Origin of the sequence: Paenibacillus sp. FSL K6-0108 (assembly GCF_045040695.1) — a bacterium.
GTDB lineage: Bacteria > Bacillota > Bacilli > Paenibacillales > Paenibacillaceae > Paenibacillus > Paenibacillus pabuli_B.
Genome location: NZ_CP150288.1, coordinates 1,164,662 through 1,184,182 on the forward strand (window position 1 = coordinate 1,164,662; position 19,521 = coordinate 1,184,182).

Consider the following 19,521-nt stretch of genomic DNA (forward strand, 5'->3'; position numbering starts at 1 on the left):
CCGGAGCGGACGCTTGTCGCATCTGACTCCGGGTTGAATGATAGTGAAGGAATGACTATTGCCAGTCCACTGTAACGGTTGCGGTTCCACTAGTCGGTGTGGTGAAGGTATGGTTATTGCCATTTTCCCACGTAATGGTAGAGCCGTTCTTTTTGAAAAACTTGAATTCCAGATTGGTTCCGGCAGGTACGCTGACATCATAGTACCAGGTTGGATAGGAATAGATGACCTGATTGAACGCTGGACCAATGGCGAGCGGGCCTGTGGACCAGTTGCCCAGCTCCGCGACATTACCTGTCAGATAGAGATTCTGACCAAGCGTGGTGGATGCATTGTTGATGACAAAACGAACGGAAACCTGATTGCCACTAAGAATCGTGAAATTGTTATAAGTGTTGCTGTTGACTCCGCCGGCTGCGACTTTAACTGCATAGTTGCCCGCGGCAACAGCAGGGATGGTCACTTTGATCTGAGTATCTTCCCAGGATGTAATGGCTGAACCCGTCACAGCGGTTGTACCGAAATAGACCGTGCCTTTGGTCGTACCAAATCCGCGACCATCAATGGTAACCGTATTGCCTGCTTTACCCATGGTTGGGCCCACGTGTCCGATGGTTGGCGTTGTGGTATTGGCTGTGTACTGCCAGACCGCTGTGGCTCCTGCAGCAAGTGTGAAGGCAGAGACGTTTCCTCCTGTGGAGGTAATGTTATTACCGTTTAGCGCACCTGCAAGTACATCGTTGTAAGTTCCAGAAGGGAGCGATGTAGTAAGGCCGCTAATGGAAGTGGAATTCGAAAGATTGCGGTTAACCGCTACGACGGCAACATTATTGCCAAATTTACGTTCATACACATACACATCATCGTTAATCCAGCGCTGCTGGGTAGTTCCGTAAGCGATAGCTGGATTGGTTTTGCGTAATGGTGCCAGTTTGCTGATGACGTTAAAAGCGGTCGTTGTTTTGGAGAAAGAAGGCATTTTGGCACGATTGTCCGGGTCGCCGTTACCTGTCATATACTGCTCAGTGCCATAATAGATGGCCGGTACGCCCCGTGAAGTAAGAGTAAATGCAAGAGCTTGTTCCAACCGACGGTTGTTAACGGCACTTGTTTTGAATCGATCCATGTCATGGTTGTCAATGAAAGTCACCTGGTCACTCACATGGGCATAATCAGCGGCAGTGCTGGTGATCATGGAATCCAGGGCAACCATCGTGGATGTGTTATCACGGAACACATTACGTACTGCATTGTTGAAACGGAAGTCGAGCAGGCTCATGCCGGATTGGTTGGCAAAGTTGGTGTTGTCCGCGTCCGAAGCCGAAGAACCCAGGAACCATTCACCGAAGGTGAATACCGGTATGTGGCTGTAGATGGAAGACATCCAGTTTTTTTGCCAGCCCAGTGGCATATGCTTGACCGCATCCACACGAATTCCGTCAATGCCCATATCGAGCCAGAGCTTGATGGCATCCTTGAAGTAGGTGTCAATGGTGCTGTTATTGTGATTCAGGTCAGCGAGATCATAGAGGTTTTTGTAGATGCCGTTCTCCAGCGTGGAGAAGTCGGAGCCGCCATTGTGGTGGAAGTATTTGTTTGTGTCGTTGGTGTATCCGCCGACGAGTGTGCCATTATCGTATAACTTTCCATTCTCTGCAAACGAGGTGTCGGTTTCCATGGCAGGAGAGGTATGGTTGGGAGCAAAATCAATGATGACTTTGATGCCCTTGGCATGGGCAGTATCGATCAGGTTCTGAAAATCAGCCATCGTACCGAAAGCCGGATTGGTCTTCTTGAAGTCACGTGCCCAGTATCCGTGATAGGCCGTGTTGTTGACACCGGAGTAGTTGATCAGCGAGTATATGTTCTCGACAGGCTGGGATATCCAGAGTGCCGTAATGCCCAGATCAGTAAAATAGTTGTCATTGATCTTATTGATTAATCCTTGCCAGTCGCCGCCGCAATAGAGCTTCAGGTTGGTACAGGAGGAATCAGAGGCCCCCCCGGTAGGATTATTCGAGGGATCGCCATCCAGGAATCGGTCGGTAAACACCTGATAAATGACATCGGTGCTGAAATTCTGTTTGTTGGTTACAGCTGTATCCGCATCTGCAAAAACGGAAGCCGATGGCAAAAACGGCAGTGCACTTCCGGCCAGCAAGCTGAGGGTCAGCGTTGTACTGAGCATAATTCGCTTGGTCCAATTAAACATGGTAATCCACCCTTCGTGTATTTGTTTGTGGTACCTTCTTGATTAGAAAAGCGCTTTCAATTCAGGCGTTGACAGGTTTTCTTAACGATATCCCCTCCTTATGAATGCCAACAACCCCGGCACCTCCTGCTGGAGTTACCGGGGTTGTCCTAAACCGAATGGGTTTAAAAGCATGGCCCTCTAGTTATAATCACAAGGTTATGATAATTAAATAATGGTTGGGTTGTCAATAATTTTTTCCTGAGCATTTTTTTTCTATTTCTATATTTACAAACAAGCCTCAACGGATTTAAACTATTCGCAGACCCACCAATATAAGGGCTATGCATTTTAGAACATTTCGGTGTTTTAAAACAACCCCGTCTCTTCAGAGACGGGGTTGTTTGTCGATGTAGCTGAGGGAAGAACGAAGCGGGAAGAACAAGAACACTTCGCTGGTGTAAAACGGAAATCTATAGGAGAGGCGGTTGATGGCTCAGTGAACACTCATTCTGTTATCGAGTGTGTGGAAGGTTTCAAAGCATCCAGGCTGGACAACACGAGAAAGATTTTCGTCTATTTGCCACCAGGCTATAAGGAGCATGTGGATCATCGTTATCCGGTGTTGTACATGCATGCGGGACAGAGGGCCTTCGGCTTTTCGACTGATGGAAATGAAACATGGAATGTGGATCAGGCGGCAGACCAACTGATTGCTCAAGGCCTGATGGATGGGTTGATCATTGTCGGCATTGCCCATGTGCGTCCGGTTACACACAATGAGTTCTATCATTTCATTGCGCCTGCAAGAGAAGCAATAAGTGTTGGGTGCTCAGGCCTGGATTATGAACACTTTATCATTCATGAACTGAAACCGTTCATCGATGAGCATTACCGCACACTTCCGGACAAGGATAATACGGGACTGCTTGGTTCTTCCGCAGCGGCACTCAGCACCTTTCATATAGGAACACGTCACTCTGATATTTTTGGCAAACTGATTATGCTCTCTCCCTTCTTCGTGGACGTGCAGCTGGATGAAACGTCGGAGAGCAGGCTGCAGGAGGAGAACATGTACCTCATGCCTGAGGGCAATGCTCCGATTCAAATGTGGATGGATATTGGGGACGCAGAAGGATTGTTTCTGCCTTCCCAGATAAGGGATGTGGTTCATCAGATGCTCGAACTGGGATACAAGCCTGGCAAGGATATCGCATTTCTGGAACAGCCGGATGCAGGTCATCAGGAAGCGGATTGGGGAGAGCGGGTTCATCTTCCGCTACTGTACATGTTTGGCCGAATCGGCAATCCAGCTTCTCTGGAGTTGATGGGAAGGGACGTTATCGGATTGAAGGGCGGACAGCATGGTCACATCAATGCGCTGCTTCATCATGACAGCGGGTTCACCATGAGTGTACTTGAAGGGGAGTACAGGTCCGATCATCCTGATGTTCTTGAAGTTCGACCCAATGGGGACCTGGTTCCTCTCAAGACGGGAAATGCAGTGGTTACCCTGACCGTGGGAGCGCTGTCCGCATCACGGAGGTACACGGTTGTGGAACAATTATCGGGTCATGTGACAGTCTGTATGAGTGCAGAGGCACCTTTTCAAGACATGTATGATGATTCGATCTACGGTGGCATGGGCATGAAGCTTCTGCATGTTGGGGGCGGCCGTTATGAGGGCTGCTTCGAGGTTCCGCGTGACAGCGGATTTCGGTTCAGGTTCACGCGAGGCTTTCGGCAGTTCGAGACGGATGCCGATGGCAAAGCACTGCCCAATCGGGTGTTCCGTGCCCATGATAATCTGTCTCTTCATTACAAAATTCAGTCTTGGGGCAGCACGGCTGCCAAAGCCGGGAACAGGAGGTAGCTATGATTATTCATTCGTTTCAGCCCACATTGGATATTCCATATTATTATCCGTGTAATTTTCCCTTGATTCACGAAGTCCTTCAGCGTCAGGGCTCGATAAGCAGTCTGGGCCTGTTGGCTTCCAGCCGCTTGTATAGCCTGCCATCCTGTTCGGATCGTGGCCTGATTAAGCCTTACTTTCATAAGCTGGATTATGAGGAGCCCATGTGGGAAGTGTTTGGAGAACGGGAGTTTGACAGCTTCGAACAAGGAAAGGCATATATGCGGGAGCGACTTGAAAATGAGGACCTTTTGATCGTCACTGGCACCAGTTATTGCTTGCCTTATGGGGAGGATTATCGGAATCCGGAGTATATTCATAAACTTGTTAAACAAGGCTCGCGCCTTCATCTGGTGGATCATTGGCTGGCTGTGTACGGGATGGATGAGAAGCAGTTCTATGTCTATGATCCTGTTCCCTCCAAATACATGGGAGCTGTATCATCTGCTGATTTCCAGGAGTTCTGGAAAGGAAACAAAAATATATCCGAGCTCGAAGTAGCCCGGCGAAAAGAAACATTACGGACCTATGGCACGATGCAGATCCGTGCTGTCGATACACTCGACTCGGCAGGTTATCGGAACATGCTGCGCTCTGCGCTGGCGACGCAAGCTCATGAATTCATCATGGGCAGAACAGTCTGGCAGGGCAATCGTAGTTATTATTTTGGACATGCGGTGACCTCACAATTGTTACAAAGACTGCACCCGGACGCCGAGTCGGATCGGGAACAGGAGAAAGCCATCTCCGCGTTCCTATTCGACATGCGCTGGAGCCGTTACTTTTTCCGTGATTTGCTGGAGGAGGCTGCCAAATGGCTTGATTCTCCCCATGATCAATATGTTGCGGAATTCAGTGCAATCATAGCCCGTTGGGAACAGGCACACAAGCTGCTGCAGATCGCCAGAATGAAACGAAGCCCGGAATGGCGGGAGCAGTTAACGGATATTATCGAACAATTGGCGGCCGACGAATTACGCTGGTATGAAGCGCTGATGACGACACATCCGCATGCTGATCGCTTCAGACAGACCGCATCGACTGTGGATGTGGAGAATCCCGCGCCCTCATATCGGGAAGTCATCGAGCGAATTGTGCTGGATAGCTGCGATGAGCTTCATCGGTACCATAACGCACCCATTCCTCTGGAACATGGTTTGCAGGCGTCCCTATATGGAGGTCGGGGAAGACTGGATTCTCTTGAACTGGTTACTTTACTTGCGGTTGTCGAGCAAAGTGTTGAAGATACGTTCGGTGTAGGGGTAGCCCTCACGGAAATGGCCGCTGCTTCCATGCCGGAAAGTCCTTACCGAACGGTGGAATCGCTGGTTGATTATTTGGAGGCACAATTGAAACATCGCCCGAAGGGTGATGCGGGATGAATATCCATTTTCTTCTGGAACGGTTCGCTGTGTATGAGGATCGCCCTGCATTTATTTGGAGGGACGAGCAGTATAGTTATAGTTGGTTATTGGAACAGGTGAACACCCTTAGCCAGTGGATCTCGAGAGAAGGGCTTGACGGGAAGATCGTTGTGCTTGAAGAAGATTATTCTCCTTATGCGGCAGCGGCATTGATTGCTCTTCTGGAAGGAAATTGTATTGTGATTCCGCTGGATCGACACTTGGTTGAGGCCAAACGGAATGAGTATACAACGCTCGCTCAGGCAGAGTGGTACATGAGTGTCGGGGAAGGGGAAGCGATGGCCAGACGCTGTTCCGTACAAGGCAGTCGATCCCCGATATTGGCAGGACTGATTCTGGAAAAGAAAGCAGGTCTGGTGATCTTCTCATCCGGATCGACAGGACGAAGTAAAGCTGCTGTTCACAGCGGGGATAGACTGTTGGATGGGTTCAGGCGGCAAGTCCGGCCGCTCTGTACGATCCCTTTCATGATGTTTGACCATATTGGTGGCTTAAACACAATGCTGCAGTCCCTCTCCAGCGGCGGCTGTTTATGTGTCATACCGGATCGCTCGCCCCTGGAAGTATGCAAAACCATTGAAAAGCATCGTGTTCAGGCATTGCCAGTCTCACCAACATTCATGAATCTACTGCTCCTTAGCGGAGTCTATCAGGAGTTCGATCTATCCAGTCTCGAAGTGGTTTCCTATGGATCTGAGGTTATGCCAGAGGCGCTGCTTGCAGCATGGAATCGTCAGTTTCCGCATGTACGTACAGTGCAGGCTTACGGCATGTCGGAGCTTGGCATTCTGCCGACACGTTCCAAAGATTCGGGTTCCTTGCTGTTCACGGTTCGGGACGGGGAAGTCCAATATCGGATTGTAGACGGCTTGCTTGAGATCCAGACGCAAACAGCCATGATCGGATATCTGAATGCTCCGTCTCCATTCACGGAAGATGGCTGGCTCCAGACCGGGGATGAAGCGGAGATGGAAGATGGTTACATTCGTATCCTGGGCCGTCGCTCCGAAATCATTAATGTAGGTGGGCGTAAGGTATATCCCGCGGAAGTGGAAAGTGTCCTGGAGCAAATGAAAGTCATTGAGACGGCTGTAGTGACCGGGGAACCGAGTGGAATTACGGGGGAGATGGTCAAGGCCACGGTCAGACTTACAGGGCAGCAATCTCTTGCGGAGCTGCGCAGACAAATTTGGGACTTTTGCCAAGACAAGTTGCCTCCATACAAAATTCCACAAAAAATCGTTGTTACTCACGAAGCCTTAACAAGTCCAAGAATGAAGAAGATAAGAAATTCCGGTCTAACTTTCGATGTTCAGAATGAGGTTGCGGCAAGCATGGAGGATTTGGAAGGAACGACAGATGAATGAGTGTATGAAAGTAAAAAAAATGAAGTGATTCAGTGCCAGGCAGGGTGTGACATATGGAGTGGTAAATTGAAAGGGTTGTCCTAAACAAGTCATGTATATGACGGGGGCAACCCTCGTTTATGTTGCTCTAAGGAACCTGGCACACGTTATTCGCTCCCATTTGCACCATTCTGAGTTTTAACGAATCACAGAGGTCTTATTTCGTTGGTTTATTCGATTTTCCGGGCTTTTATAACGGTTTGCGACGGAATAACGATACTGAGGTTCTTTAGAAATTTCATTACTTGATTTACCACCTATTAAGATGCTCCAGGTTCGTTAGCGCTTGGACAGAGGGTGGTCGGCTAATCGAAAACAATTGGAGTATTTGACGGAAAAACGCGAAACGAAAAACTTAAAAACGCAAAGGGGCGAAGCCATTTAACCTCAACTTCGCTCCTTTTGCATATATCGATGTTATTGTTCTTCATCGTTCTTCATGCATTTGCATGTTTAAGGACTTTGGAGGCAGCTCCTTTATCCCGTTCAGAGTTATATGAGAGCATGTTGCCACAATCCGAAGAGCGTCTATCATTCGGGCAAGATATAGATCAGATGCTTCTATACGCCATCTATACGAATTCTGCACGTCGATATGTTGTATCGAGAGCGAGTGAACACGTATGTTATGCTTTCACGTGTGATTTGACATCCAGCTGCAACAGGGAGAAACCGTACGCTTCCAAGTCCAGCTTCAACTTGTTCTGCTGAGTTTCCCGGGCTATGGCTGAGAATACATTACGCCAAGTCCCCTGGTGTAGTGGCAACTCTATACTGCGTGGTTCTTCGCTTGCATTCAGAACGAGCACGAATTGTTCCCCAGTCTCCTGATCCTTCCGTCCAATGGCAATGCACGGATCTCCGGCTTCAGCGTGAAGCATCGTAATGTCCGCACCGCGCAATGCAGCGTGTTGTTTGCGCAGGGCAATGGTTTGGGTGAAGAAGCCGAGCAGATCCTTGTTCTGTTTCTGTTCGTCCCACTCCATACATTTGCGGCAACCTGGATCATAGCCTCCATCAAGCCCTACTTCGTCACCATAGTAAATACAAGGAGCGCCTGGGTACGTAAGCAGCAGCAGGACAGCCAACTTCATTTTGCGTACATCTCCTTCACATAGGGTGAGGAGTCGCGGCGTGTCATGACTGCCGAGCAAGTTGAAAGCTGCCTCCGTTACAGGCTGTGAATAAGCAGCGAGCAGTTTGCCAATCTCGTTGGCGAATCCGAGGCCATCCAGCTTGCCGAGCACGGCATAGTCCATGACTGAATTGGTGAACGGATAGTTCATGACCGCGTCAAATTGGTCCCCTTGCAGCCACATGATGGAATCATGCCAGATTTCGCCGAGCAGATACGCATCCGGATTAAGCGATTTGACTGTTTGCCGGAATTCACGCCAGAATTGATGGTCAACTTCATTAGCGACATCGAGCCTCCAACCGTCAATACCCATATCCTGAATCCAGTAGCGGGCGACCTCCAGCAAATATTCTTTGACCTCAGGATGCTCCGTGTTCAGTTTGGGCATAAGGGGTTCAAAGGCAAACGTATCGTAAGTGGGGATGCCATCCTCAATACGCGCCGGCCATTCTCTGACATGGAACCAGTCCGCATAACGGGAAGCAGCCCCCTTTTCAAGCACATCCGCAAATGGAAGAAACTCTCTCCCGGAGTGGTTGAACACCGCATCCAGAACAACCCGTATGCCACGTGCGTGGCATGCATCCACGAGCTCCTTCAATTTCTCATTGGTGCCAAAGTGGGGATCGACCCTCATATAATCTGCTGTATTGTACTTATGGTTGGTTGTAGCCTGGAACACCGGGCAGAAATAAATGGCGTTAATGCCAAGCGCGCTCAGATGGTCGAGATGGTCCAGGACCCCCTGCAAATCACCTCCGAAAAAATTGAAAGGAGTCGGTTCACCGCCCCAGGGCTCTGCGTTCTTCGGACTGATCGACGGATCACCATTGGCAAAACGTTCGGGGAAGATCTGATAGAACACAGCATCCTTAACCCAAGCTGGTGCTTCAAAGATATCTACCGGATTCATAAATGGAAAATCGAAAAATTCCAACGGATGATCAGGCAGCGCCTGCTCGAATCCCCGTTCGGTCATCCAGACGGATTCCTCTCCCTCAATTAGTTGGAAGCCGTAGCGCAATCTGCGATAGGGCGGCTGCGCTTCCACTTCCCAATAATCGAACAGGGCGTCACGGGCAAAGATTCGCATGGGAAGGTGAAGAACGGTACGATCCCAGGCATATTTATCGCCGATAATAGCGATAACCGCATCCAGGTCGCCCCGCTTGGAACGGAGTCTCAGATGCATGGTTGTGCGGTCATACACGTAGGACCAATTCATTTTGGGACGATGATAAATGGCTTCGAGTAACACGGCATTCACTCCTTGTATGAGATGAATCATACGGCTATAAACGCAAAAAAGGCACAACCCCAATGTTTACGAGGTTGTACCTTTCGGCAGCATAGCCTTTTGATTATAGTGCTATTATACGAACTAAGTTGGAAAAAGAAAACACTTTTTTTTCCTGAAATCTCAATTTGTCTGTTTACTAAAAATCATACCCAAGCTTATTGGCATAAGCAGAGATTTCTTTATGAAATTTCTCGATGTTTTTTTTGCCGGTATCAATTTTGGCATTGGCTTGTTTCAGGACAGTGCTGTTTACCGTTGTTTTGGAGACAGCCTTTTTAGCGAGTTGGAATCCTTCCAGCTGTGTATAGCTACCTTTGATCAAGTTGGCATGGATTTTTTGCAGTTCCGCATTTTGCGGTTTAATCAGTTTCAGCTTGGATACATATTTGGTGTAGTTAGGAATCGCTGTGTTGGTCAATTTCAGATAAACGGATTTGCGATTGGAGGATGTGATGTAAAATCCGCCTCCCAAAGCGTTGAAGGCTTTCTCTTCATATACGGATGCACTATCCAGTTGATCCAGGTAATTCAGGAAATCCTCTTCATCGGCTGTAAGTTCCGGTTCATCTTCCGATGTGTCAACTTCGTAGTATTCGTCTTCCGAATATGTAGTAGTTGAGTCATCCGCAGCAGCAGCATAGGACCCTGCAGGTGCGAATACCCCGCCGAGCAAAACAAAACTCATAATGATGGATAGTACCCATGATTTCTTCACGTTCTAATTTCCCCTATCTATATATGTGATATTATTCCAATGGATAATCTAACATAGCACGACAAGAAATTACAGGAATAAATTTACAATGGTACAGAGACAGACGAAAGCTCAAATATGTTGTGCATAGAATTTATCATAAAAGTGCTATAAATTGACGTACAGAAAGCAGTCAGATGATATAATCGGGTGGAGTGTTATTCTCTCACCTGAATATATTCGAAAAGGTTTTCGGTGAGTCTTCTACATTTGTTTGTAACCGCAATCATAAATACACACAGAAAGTGAGAGCTGAGATGAATCAGAAAAGGCTTTTTACGGATGGATGGCAATTTGCCAAAAGTAAGCTGGACGTCACAGAGCCTGCGGGGTTAACGTTTGAACCGGTGGAGCTTCCTCATGATTGGCTGATCTATAATACGCTTGAACTGTACGAGGATAGCATTGGCTGGTACCGCAAGACATTCCCGTATACGAAGGATGAACAGCAGCTTCTGCTTTGTTTTGATGGAGTGTACATGGATTCTTCTGTGTATGTGAATGGCCAGCTTGTCGGTGAGTGGAAGTACGGCTATTCGGCTTTTGAACATGAAATCACGAGTGCATTGGTGGAAGGCGACAATGAAATTATAGTCAAAGTCGTGCATCAGAGCCCGAACAGCAGATGGTATTCCGGGGCCGGAATCTACCGCAATGTGTGGCTCAAAACGAGAGATCGGAATCATATCGTCACAGACGGTACGTATGTATCGATTCAGCAGCAGCCAGAAGGTTGGCAGGTTGAAGTGGATACGGAGCTGAATCTCGATCAGAACGCACAGCTTGTGCACACGATTTGGTATCAGGGTAAACAGATCGTGTCCAGCAAAGGGGACATTACGGCTACAGCAGGAAAAGACGCTGGACAAGGAGAGATACAATCCAACAGCCAACAGCTGACAGTAGAGCAGCCGAAGTTATGGAGCCCAGATGAACCGAATCTGTATGAGCTGGTAACGGAATTGCAAGTGGCTGCAGGTGAAAGCGATGATAAGACGATCGAGATCATCACACAGCGGATTGGCTTCAGGGATATCAAGCTGGATGCAAACGAAGGCTTCCACCTGAATGGGGTCAAGATGAAGCTGAACGGCGTGTGTGAACACCATGATCTCGGTGCGCTGGGGGCTGCTTTTAATCTGACGGCGCTGCGCAGAAGATTTGTGCTGTTGAAGGAAATGGGCGTCAACGCCATCCGGACCGCTCATAACATGCCTGCCAAAGAATTCATGGAACTTGCGGATGAGATGGGTATGTTGATCGTTTCAGAAGCGTTCGACATGTGGGAGAGAGCCAAAACCCCATACGACTATGCGAGATTTTTCCCGGAATGGGCACATACCGATGTGAAGAGCTGGGTGAAGCGGGATCGTAACCATGCAAGTCTGATCATGTGGAGTATTGGTAACGAAATCTATGATACCCATGCAGATGAGCGGGGGCAGGAAGTGACTCGCATGCTGATGGAGTATGTCCTGGAATTCGATCCAAAAGGGAATGCAGGCGTGACGATCGGTTCGAACTACATGCCGTGGGAAAATGCGCAAAAATGCGCCGATATCGTGAAGCTCGCAGGCTATAACTACGCGGAAAAATACTACGACAAACATCACGAGGAACATCCGGACTGGATTATCTATGGTAGTGAAACGTCATCTGTGGTGCAGAGCCGCGGGATTTATCACTTCCCGTTTGAGCAGTCCATTCTGGCGGATGATGATGAGCAATGCTCGGCTTTGGGTAACAGTACGACAAGCTGGGGCGCGAAGTCGGCTGAATATTGCATTTTGGCAGAACGGGATACGCCGTATTCCTTGGGGCAGTTCTTGTGGACCGGATTCGATTATATCGGAGAGCCGACGCCGTATCATACGAAGAATTCGTATTTTGGACAGCTGGATACAGCAACGTTCCCGAAAGATTCCTACTATATCTACCAAGCAGCCTGGACGGATTATAAGAAAAGTCCGATGGTTCACCTGTTCCCTTACTGGGATTTCAGCCCGGGTCAGCTGATCGATGTACGCGTGTGCAGTAATGCGCCGAAGATTGAATTGCAGCTGAATGGCAAGACAATCGGCACGTATGATATCGACCATGCAAAGGGAACCCAGCTGGCAGGCTGGTGGAAAGTGCCATATGAAGCAGGTGAGCTCAAAGCGATCGCTTATGATGAGAACGGCAACGTTATCGCAACGGATGTGCAAAGATCTTTTACCGATGCGAAGAAGGTCCGTCTGCAAGCAGATCGGGAGCAGCTGCAAGCGGATGGTACAGATCTGATTTTCGTGGAAATTCAAGTGGAAGATGAAGCAGGCAATCTCGTGCAAAATGCAAACAACCGTGTGCAGGTCCAAGTGACAGGTGCAGGCCGTCTGCTGGGTCTGGATAATGGCGATAGCACGGACTATGATCCATACAAAGGTCTTAGTAGAAGGTTGTTCAGCGGCAAGCTGATGGCAATCATCGGGGCAACGAACGAATCGGGAACCGTGAAGATTGAGGTGACTTCGGAAGGATTGGAAAGTGCAGCTGCCGAGTTCGAATCGCTAGCTATTGCAGGTGCAGGAGACCGTATCAATGGGATATCCGGGGCTGCCGCTGCTGGTCAGGAGCAAATCGTACTCATGAGTAATACAGAACGTCCGATCCTGACGGGACGCGCGGAGGAGATTCCTTTGCGGAAAATCGAGATTATCAGCGAAGATGGGCAGCTATTCGATCCTTCGAAACAGCAGATGACAGTGAACGCCAAGCTGTATCCGGAGAACACATCCTACCGCGATATCGAGTGGGCAGTGGTGAACGATGCGGGGATTGAATCCAACATTGCCAAGGTCGAAGCCAATGGCCTGGAAGTCAACGTATCCGCTCTGGGTGATGGGGAATTCCGTCTTCGTGCGACGAGCAGTAACGGTACCGATAAAACAAAACTGATTTCCCAATTGGAGTTCAAAGCAACCGGTCTGGGTACGGCGTACAAAGATCCGTACGGCTTTATTACGGGCGGGCTGTACGATTACACCAAAGGGGATGTCGGTAACGGCAATGAACGCGGGGTAGCGACAAGTCGGGATGGAGAGACCCATGTAGGCTTCCGCAATATCGACTTCGGGCCTTACGGCTCCGATACCATTACGATTCCGATCTTTGCGTTGTCCAGTGAAGAGTACTTCATTCAGATCTGGGAAGGCATGCCAGATGAAGAGGGAAGTACACTGCTGGCAGATGTGGTGTATGACAAAGAATCCAGATGGAATGTGTATCAGGAAGAGACATATCATCTGTCCAAACGACTGAGCGGGATTACGTCGATCTGCTTTGTACTGAAGCAGAAGATTCATATCAAAGGCTTCTCTTTCGAGCGCCAAAGCCGCGCATTTGAACAGAATACGGCTGCATCATGTGATCATCTCTACGGGGATACATTCAAGATCGAGGGTGATCATGTTGAGGGGATTGGGAACAATGTGTCTCTGGAGTTTGAAAATATGGACTTCACGGCAGAAGGCACATCCAAGCTTGTGATTTATGGCCGTTCGCCAATTGATAAAAACACGATTCATATCCGCTTTGCAGGTGATGACGGACAGAGCAATCAACTGGTTGAGTTCACACAGTCTGAAGGATATGAGGAACGGGTGTTTGAGCTTGAGCAGGTGAAAGGTGTGCAGAAGGTGACCTTTATCTTCCTGCCGGGTAGTCAGTTTGACTTTGGCTGGTTCCGGTTCGAGAAGTAGGAAGCAGGATATAAGAGTCAAGGGATAGAAATGAATGATGTCAATCCTCTTCAAGTAAACAGTGTTCGTTAAGAACAGGACGTTTACCTGAAGGGGATTTTTTTGTATGTTAAGCGATTCGTTTAGCGTTTTTAGCCTTATTTATTAGCATCGTCAATGGTCAGCATAGCTCTCTCTGAATCCCAGGATACATTTAAACCCAAACCACGCATTACCTCAAAAGGAACTGTAGTTGCTCCCGAGTAATTATTTATGGGTTCAGGTATCTGCATGACTCGCTCCTCAGATGCATCTGCTGAAGTTATAACATAATGTGTTTCGTTAGGTCGGATTGTGATTGTCCGGTTGTTATATTTCAACGTATAGTGGTTCAGGCTACCTTCCACCTGATGAATCTCAAATGCTGCTCCAAGTGCTGCGGCGATGGCTTTGATTGGCAGCTGCACGGTCTTAGGCGTTTCAACAGCGGCATACATGGACTGGAACAGTTCACCGTTCAGATATACATCTGTGCCAATTTTGGCTTGAACGGGTTTGTAGACCATTCCTCCAGATGACGTTGCAGGTGCACCCGCTTCCTCATACTTATCACCTCCCCAGCCCCAGACGGTTCCATCCGAGGATAAGGCAAGACTATGGTAATATCCTGCTGAAATATCGGTAATGCCGGATAGATGGTTTACTTTTCCTTCTTTGCCGTCCACGCTCCTTCCGTAGCTGTACACCTCACCGGATGTTGTGAGTAATAACATATATTGCGAATTTCCATCCATCTTCTTCACCTTGAAGTCGTAATCAAAAGCGATCGTTTTCCCTGTCTCGTCCAAACCCCAGACTTTCCCGTTCTTATCCAGTGCAAGCAGGGACGTATCAGCACTTTTGATCGAAGATATGTTGGTCAGACCTTTTATCTTGGTAGGTTTGGACAGGACTTTACCGGGTTCGTCCGGCTCGTTCCAAGTCCATACGGAGCCATCTTTCTTCAGAGCATATCCATGCAAACCTCCAGATCCAACCTGGATGATATCTTTCAATCCGCTGATTGCATGTGGTTTACGTACGAGGTCATCAGAATCGATTCCTTGAGCAGTAGGGCGCTGCCATGACCAGACTGTCCCGTTCTGGAGAAGGGCGACAGTAAAAGAACCAGTTACCACATCCTTCGCAGAGTTGATGCCTTCCACTTTGCTTGGTAGTTTGCCAGCACCCCACTCCCAGACGGTTCCATCTGCCTGAACGGCTGCGTTGATTCCACCACCGGCAGCTGAAATAGCTATTACATTAGATAGTTCCGGTATTCGGATTGGACTAGATGTATGACGATATCGAACCTTTTCGCTCACACCCAGCTCTCCCCACAAATTACGGCCCCAAGTCCAGACCGACCCATCACTTCTCAAGGCGATTGTGTAATAATAAGCTCCCTCTACAGCTGTATAGTGGAGTTTCTTCTCAATGCTTGATGCAGTCGATTGCGCGGATGTGTTACTGGCGGACTGCTGTACGTTAGTGGCTGCGTGAGTCGTTGGTTCAGCTGTCAGCTCCAACAATAGGCTTGATGCAACTAATGCGGCAGCCATTACAATGGCAAAGCGTCGGGACGATTTACCTTTCCCATTGGGTCTATGATTCAAGCGTGAAGTGGAGCGTCGTTTTTCTGTTGCTGTATCAGCGGATGGGTTAACCGAACGCATGGATATCGCCTCTTTTCGGATGAGATGAACGTAAATGATGCATTGCAATATAAACACTGTATGGAGAGGTTAAGTTACATACAAATGATAAAAATTCCTTTATATTGAAGATAGGGAATTCCGCTTCAGCTTATGAAATATTCATTGCCACTAGTAAACAGAGGAGGGAGCAATCATGAAATTCAATGAGGATGTTCTTTGGAATCAACTGCTGGATGTGAGGCAATTTACGTTGGGGGTATGCGGGGCTATAAATTCGGAGCAAGTGGATGTGGTTCCTCAAGGCTTCAACAATTCCATTCGATGGAATGTGGGACATATCATTTTGGATCAGGATACGTGGTTTCATTATTTAATTGAGGATGAGGCAGAAATTCCGGCGACATATGAAAAGTTTTTTGGATTTGGGACAAGCCCTTCAACATGGGCGGAAGAGCCACCAACGTGGAAGGAATTAATGGAGCTTTTAAAGACACAGCCAGAAGTGCTAAAGCTCAAATTTTCCGGTCGGCTTGAAGAACCGCTGCAACGTGAGAGCGAACTCGGCATGAGCACCATCGGGGAGATTATTCCGCGTACACTTTATCATGAGTGGTATCATCTGGGGTACATTCAGTCGATTCGAAGATGCATTGATGCTAACGCACAGTGATTGGAGCGAGAGATTTTGAGAAAAAGGGTGTAACATGTACAGCGTCCTTAGCGTCTTAAGCATGAGGTGAATGTATGAAAAAAAGCATGCTTATCCTATCGTTAGCCATAATGCTGTTGACAGCCTGTGAATCAAACGATGAAACGACGAATATTTCAGTGAGCACTAATTCATTTCCGGAAATTATTGAGCCACATAACCCTGAGCAAGCGGAGCAAAGCGGGGATGTCGTTGTGCTTCTCGAAGGCATGCGGAACAAGGATAAGTGGATCACATTTGTGAAGAATGTGAAGAACAAACACCAGGATCAGGTTCGTGTGACGATGTATACCCTTGAAGGTGGGGCTATCATCCATGAATTGATTTATGATGGCTCAGCCATTCAAGCGACTTATGATAACTCTAGGGATGCCTATGGCTCCAAACAGGGGATTAGGACCAACACCTGCAAAGGGATCGGTACGATGAAGAGTGAGCAGGGCCGTGTTTTTTACGTGTTAACCGATTGTGAGAAGGAAGGGAGTACCTTTTCGATTCCCAAGTGATGAGAGAAATCTAACCGTAAATAGTCGAGCTATGTAATTATTCATGCTGTAAACCAAAGATCCTGAGAAGCTGAGGCTTTTCAGAATCTTTTTTGATGCCATATGGAGAGTGAGAGCTGATGGCTTATGCATACAAAGCATTGGATAGTTCGATCAGATTACCGTCAGGATCACGTATATACACCGAACAGATTGGTCCCAGTGCACCTGTCCGTTTAACGGGCCCTTCCTCAACCTTCGTGTTCTGTTGTGTTAAATGCGCAATGACTTCCTCCAGCGGTGTGCTGACCAGAAAACAAAGATCTGCTGAACCCGGTGTGGGGGTATGAGCTTTCGGTTCAAACTCTTTGCCCCGCTCATGCAGATTAATCTTCTGCTGTCCAAACTCTAACGCTTTTCGGCCCTGGCCGAATTCGACTACCTGCATGCCTAATACGTTTGTATAAAATGAGATTGTCGCTTCCAGATTTTCCACAGTTAACACGAGATGATCAAGTCGTTCTAATTTCATGGATGAGCCTCCTTTGAATCGGATCATTAGCTTCTGTAAAACGAGGGTTGTATATAATAGTATTTCGTTTATTATACCTTAGAGATTGGTATGAGTAATCGGTTTAGGCAACGCCGAGCCTTCGGACATTTTAGTGGAAAAGTAGAATATGAAGGGGAGAGCGAGCAAGATAAGACCGATGATCGCGGCGGTGATGATACTCTTTTTGTTCAATTTACAGGCTCCTTTCGGAAAAATAGAGTCTAGCACAATGGATATATAACCTATATATTAACCAATTGATCGAATTATGGAGGTTTAAATGATAAAGTGATTCTGGATTCTGTGCTCGTTGAATTAAATCATTCTTGAAACGCAGCGGCCTGAAGAGATTGTTAAGCATTATGAAAAGAAGTAGGAGAGAACATAGCTTTCTTGAGATATGTGAGTGGAGAATGAACGATTCGTAAGACAAAGGACTATGGCAGGAGCTGTTGTCTTTTTTTATTGGGCATCCTTCCTAGTTATTCGCACACTCTCCGATTGTGCTAAGGACATAGTATAGGGCATATACACTGTGTGCTTTGGCCTAAGGAGAGTGAACGTTTTGAAGATTATGAATAAAGGGATAGCTGCGTCCAGTCAATTAAAGTGCAGACGTTCCACACGAAAATGCAGAAATAAATCCCCGGGAAGAAAATGCTATATGACCCGTAAACCTTGCCGGAAAAAGCGGCGCTCCCTCCGACCGAAGCGTCCAATAAGACAACTGAAAGTAGTCTGTGGCAAAAAAGTCATTGCTTTGCCGAGGGGGATTGGCGTCAACCCGGCATGTCAGGTTCCCGGACCCCGGCTCGCTCCGGTCAGACAACATGAAACGAAGACTGTCGGACCTCGTGGAATACAAGGTCTGGGAGGGGAGCAAGGTGCCCAAGGCCTCGTCGGCCCACGCGGCGAGCCTGGCCAGCCCGGGCTACCTGGAGCGCAAGGCTCTGCTGGCGCTCACGGCGAGCAAGGCGGACCCGGCGTGCCGGGAGCGCAGGGCCTCGTCGGCCCTCAGGGCGAGCGAGGCGAACGGGGCCATCCCGGAGCGCAAGGGCCCGCTGGCCCTCAGGGCGAGCATGGCGACCCGGGCGTGCCGGGAGCGCAGGGCCCCGTCGGCCCTCAGGGCGAGCAAGGTGTCCCGGGCGTGCCCGGAGCGCAGGGCCCCGTCGGCCCTCAGGGCGAGCAAGGTGTCCCGGGCGTGCCGGGAGTTCAAGGCCCCGTCGGCCCTCAGGGCGAGCAAGGCCCTGCTGGCCCTACAGGTGAGCAAGGTCCGCCGGGCAGCGTACCCGGAATTGAGATTGTTCCCGCGGTAAACCGTTACTTCTATTTTCCGGAAACCGATCTGGATTTATCGGACTCGGTTACGATTCCCGCCGGGGATTTCATGAATGACGAAGGAGGTAGTGCAACCGAATTCGCCGGACTTGGACTTACCAGTTTCATCAATCTTTATATCAACGGGATTGTCCAGCCTGGCAACTCATATGACGTAAGTTCAGATTTGTTGTTCTTCCCGGCACAAAGCGGTGTGCTCTTTGCTGGAACACCGATCATTGTGGAGATAATTCAACTAACAGCAAATATAATAAATGGCTAAAATTGGTCGAATCTCCGCGTGACTTCGCCTTCACTTCTCTCGAATCTACCACATATACTATGTCAGGTAGGAGGTGAGAACTATGCCACTCGTAACCCCATTTCAGAACAGTGTAAGATTTGCTGCAACCATTGGTGACGGAACGGGTACCGGAGCAACGTTTGCGATTGCTGCAACTGCTTTTACAAACGACGCCGGTGCAGCTGCAACGGCATTTCCAGGCACGTTCAATTATTACAATCTTTATATTAACGGCATTATGCAGACAGCGGATACTTCCACTGTTACAACAACCACAATTACGATTCCCGGTGGAGACGCACTGAATGCTGGAATTCCAGTCGTTGTACAATTCGTAGTATCTTAATGTTTACCTGAATCATGCTGCATCATTATCTTGATCGGCTTCTATCGCAGATAGAAGTCGTTCTTTTTTGTACAAGGCATCAGCCAACTTTATAGGGTATTATCGAACTTAACAAAATACCGAACTTGGCAATAGGAAGAAATAAACCTTTTAGACATGCCTAAATTCGAGGGAGGAAGAACGTTAATCTCAAATGATTTTATGTATTGCTTTTTACAATATTTGTTTGTTATGCTACTACATAGAATTACATAGTAGGTGGT

Annotated in this window: 13 protein-coding genes; 8 read left to right on the top strand and 5 right to left on the bottom strand. The window is 48.2% G+C overall.

The window, feature by feature from the left end:
* Nucleotides 1–55: 55 nt before the first annotated feature.
* Nucleotides 56–2,212, bottom strand: a complete 2,157-nt coding sequence (locus tag MHB49_RS05455) for an alpha-amylase family glycosyl hydrolase (protein WP_405155340.1) — start codon at nucleotides 2,210–2,212, stop codon at nucleotides 56–58.
* Between the two features lie 379 nt (nucleotides 2,213–2,591).
* Here MHB49_RS05455 and MHB49_RS05460 point away from each other — a divergent pair, with 379 nt between their 5' ends.
* From MHB49_RS05460 to MHB49_RS05470, 3 genes are read left to right on the top strand one after another with little or no spacing between them, the layout of a single operon-like run.
* Nucleotides 2,592–4,064: an alpha/beta hydrolase gene (locus MHB49_RS05460; protein ID WP_405155341.1), complete on the top strand. Its 1,473-nt coding sequence runs from the start codon at nucleotides 2,592–2,594 to the stop codon at nucleotides 4,062–4,064.
* A gap of 2 nt (nucleotides 4,065–4,066) precedes the next feature.
* Nucleotides 4,067–5,488: a hypothetical protein gene (locus MHB49_RS05465; RefSeq protein ID WP_405155342.1), complete on the top strand. Its 1,422-nt coding sequence runs from the start codon at nucleotides 4,067–4,069 to the stop codon at nucleotides 5,486–5,488.
* On the top strand, nucleotides 5,485–6,897 hold the full coding sequence (locus MHB49_RS05470; RefSeq protein ID WP_405155343.1) for an ANL family adenylate-forming protein: 1,413 nt from the start codon (nucleotides 5,485–5,487) through the stop codon (nucleotides 6,895–6,897). Before MHB49_RS05465 ends, MHB49_RS05470 begins: the two co-directional genes overlap by 4 nt.
* 665 nt (nucleotides 6,898–7,562) lie before the next feature.
* Here the strand turns inward: MHB49_RS05470 and MHB49_RS05475 are convergent.
* Both MHB49_RS05475 and MHB49_RS05480 read right to left on the bottom strand, forming a co-directional pair.
* Nucleotides 7,563–9,332: an alpha-glycosidase gene (locus MHB49_RS05475; RefSeq protein ID WP_405155344.1), complete on the bottom strand. Its 1,770-nt coding sequence runs from the start codon at nucleotides 9,330–9,332 to the stop codon at nucleotides 7,563–7,565.
* A gap of 178 nt (nucleotides 9,333–9,510) precedes the next feature.
* Nucleotides 9,511–10,089 (bottom strand): hypothetical protein, encoded by a 579-nt coding sequence (locus tag MHB49_RS05480; protein ID WP_405155345.1) that lies wholly within the window; start codon nucleotides 10,087–10,089, stop codon nucleotides 9,511–9,513.
* Nucleotides 10,090–10,385: 296 nt separating this feature from the next.
* Here MHB49_RS05480 and MHB49_RS05485 point away from each other — a divergent pair, with 296 nt between their 5' ends.
* Nucleotides 10,386–13,868: a glycoside hydrolase family 2 TIM barrel-domain containing protein gene (locus MHB49_RS05485; RefSeq protein WP_405155346.1), complete on the top strand. Its 3,483-nt coding sequence runs from the start codon at nucleotides 10,386–10,388 to the stop codon at nucleotides 13,866–13,868.
* Nucleotides 13,869–14,005: 137 nt separating this feature from the next.
* On the opposite strand, the gene MHB49_RS05490 is transcribed toward MHB49_RS05485, so the two are convergent.
* A complete protein-coding gene (locus MHB49_RS05490; protein ID WP_405155347.1) occupies nucleotides 14,006–15,562 on the bottom strand; it encodes an RCC1 domain-containing protein in 1,557 nt (518 codons plus the stop codon).
* 175 nt (nucleotides 15,563–15,737) lie between these two features.
* On the opposite strand from MHB49_RS05490, the gene MHB49_RS05495 reads away from it, so the two are divergent.
* Nucleotides 15,738–16,214, top strand: a complete 477-nt coding sequence (locus tag MHB49_RS05495) for a DinB family protein (protein ID WP_405155348.1) — start codon at nucleotides 15,738–15,740, stop codon at nucleotides 16,212–16,214.
* Nucleotides 16,215–16,288: 74 nt separating this feature from the next.
* Complete coding sequence (locus tag MHB49_RS05500) at nucleotides 16,289–16,759, top strand: DUF4362 domain-containing protein (protein ID WP_405155349.1); 471 nt, start codon at nucleotides 16,289–16,291, stop codon at nucleotides 16,757–16,759.
* A gap of 124 nt (nucleotides 16,760–16,883) precedes the next feature.
* Here MHB49_RS05500 and MHB49_RS05505 read toward each other — a convergent pair whose 3' ends face one another.
* The gene (locus tag MHB49_RS05505; RefSeq protein WP_247900921.1) at nucleotides 16,884–17,270 is read right to left on the bottom strand and encodes a VOC family protein; all 387 of its coding nucleotides are present in this window, start codon (nucleotides 17,268–17,270) and stop codon (nucleotides 16,884–16,886) included.
* A gap of 595 nt (nucleotides 17,271–17,865) precedes the next feature.
* Here MHB49_RS05505 and MHB49_RS05510 point away from each other — a divergent pair.
* Together MHB49_RS05510 and MHB49_RS05515 are read left to right on the top strand one after the other, a co-directional pair.
* On the top strand, nucleotides 17,866–18,891 hold the full coding sequence (locus MHB49_RS05510) for a DUF4183 domain-containing protein (protein WP_405155350.1): 1,026 nt from the start codon (nucleotides 17,866–17,868) through the stop codon (nucleotides 18,889–18,891).
* An 82-nt stretch (nucleotides 18,892–18,973) separates the two neighbouring features.
* Nucleotides 18,974–19,258, top strand: coding sequence for a DUF4183 domain-containing protein (locus tag MHB49_RS05515; protein ID WP_192263648.1), 285 nt, complete (start codon nucleotides 18,974–18,976; stop codon nucleotides 19,256–19,258).
* Nucleotides 19,259–19,521 lie beyond the last annotated feature (263 nt).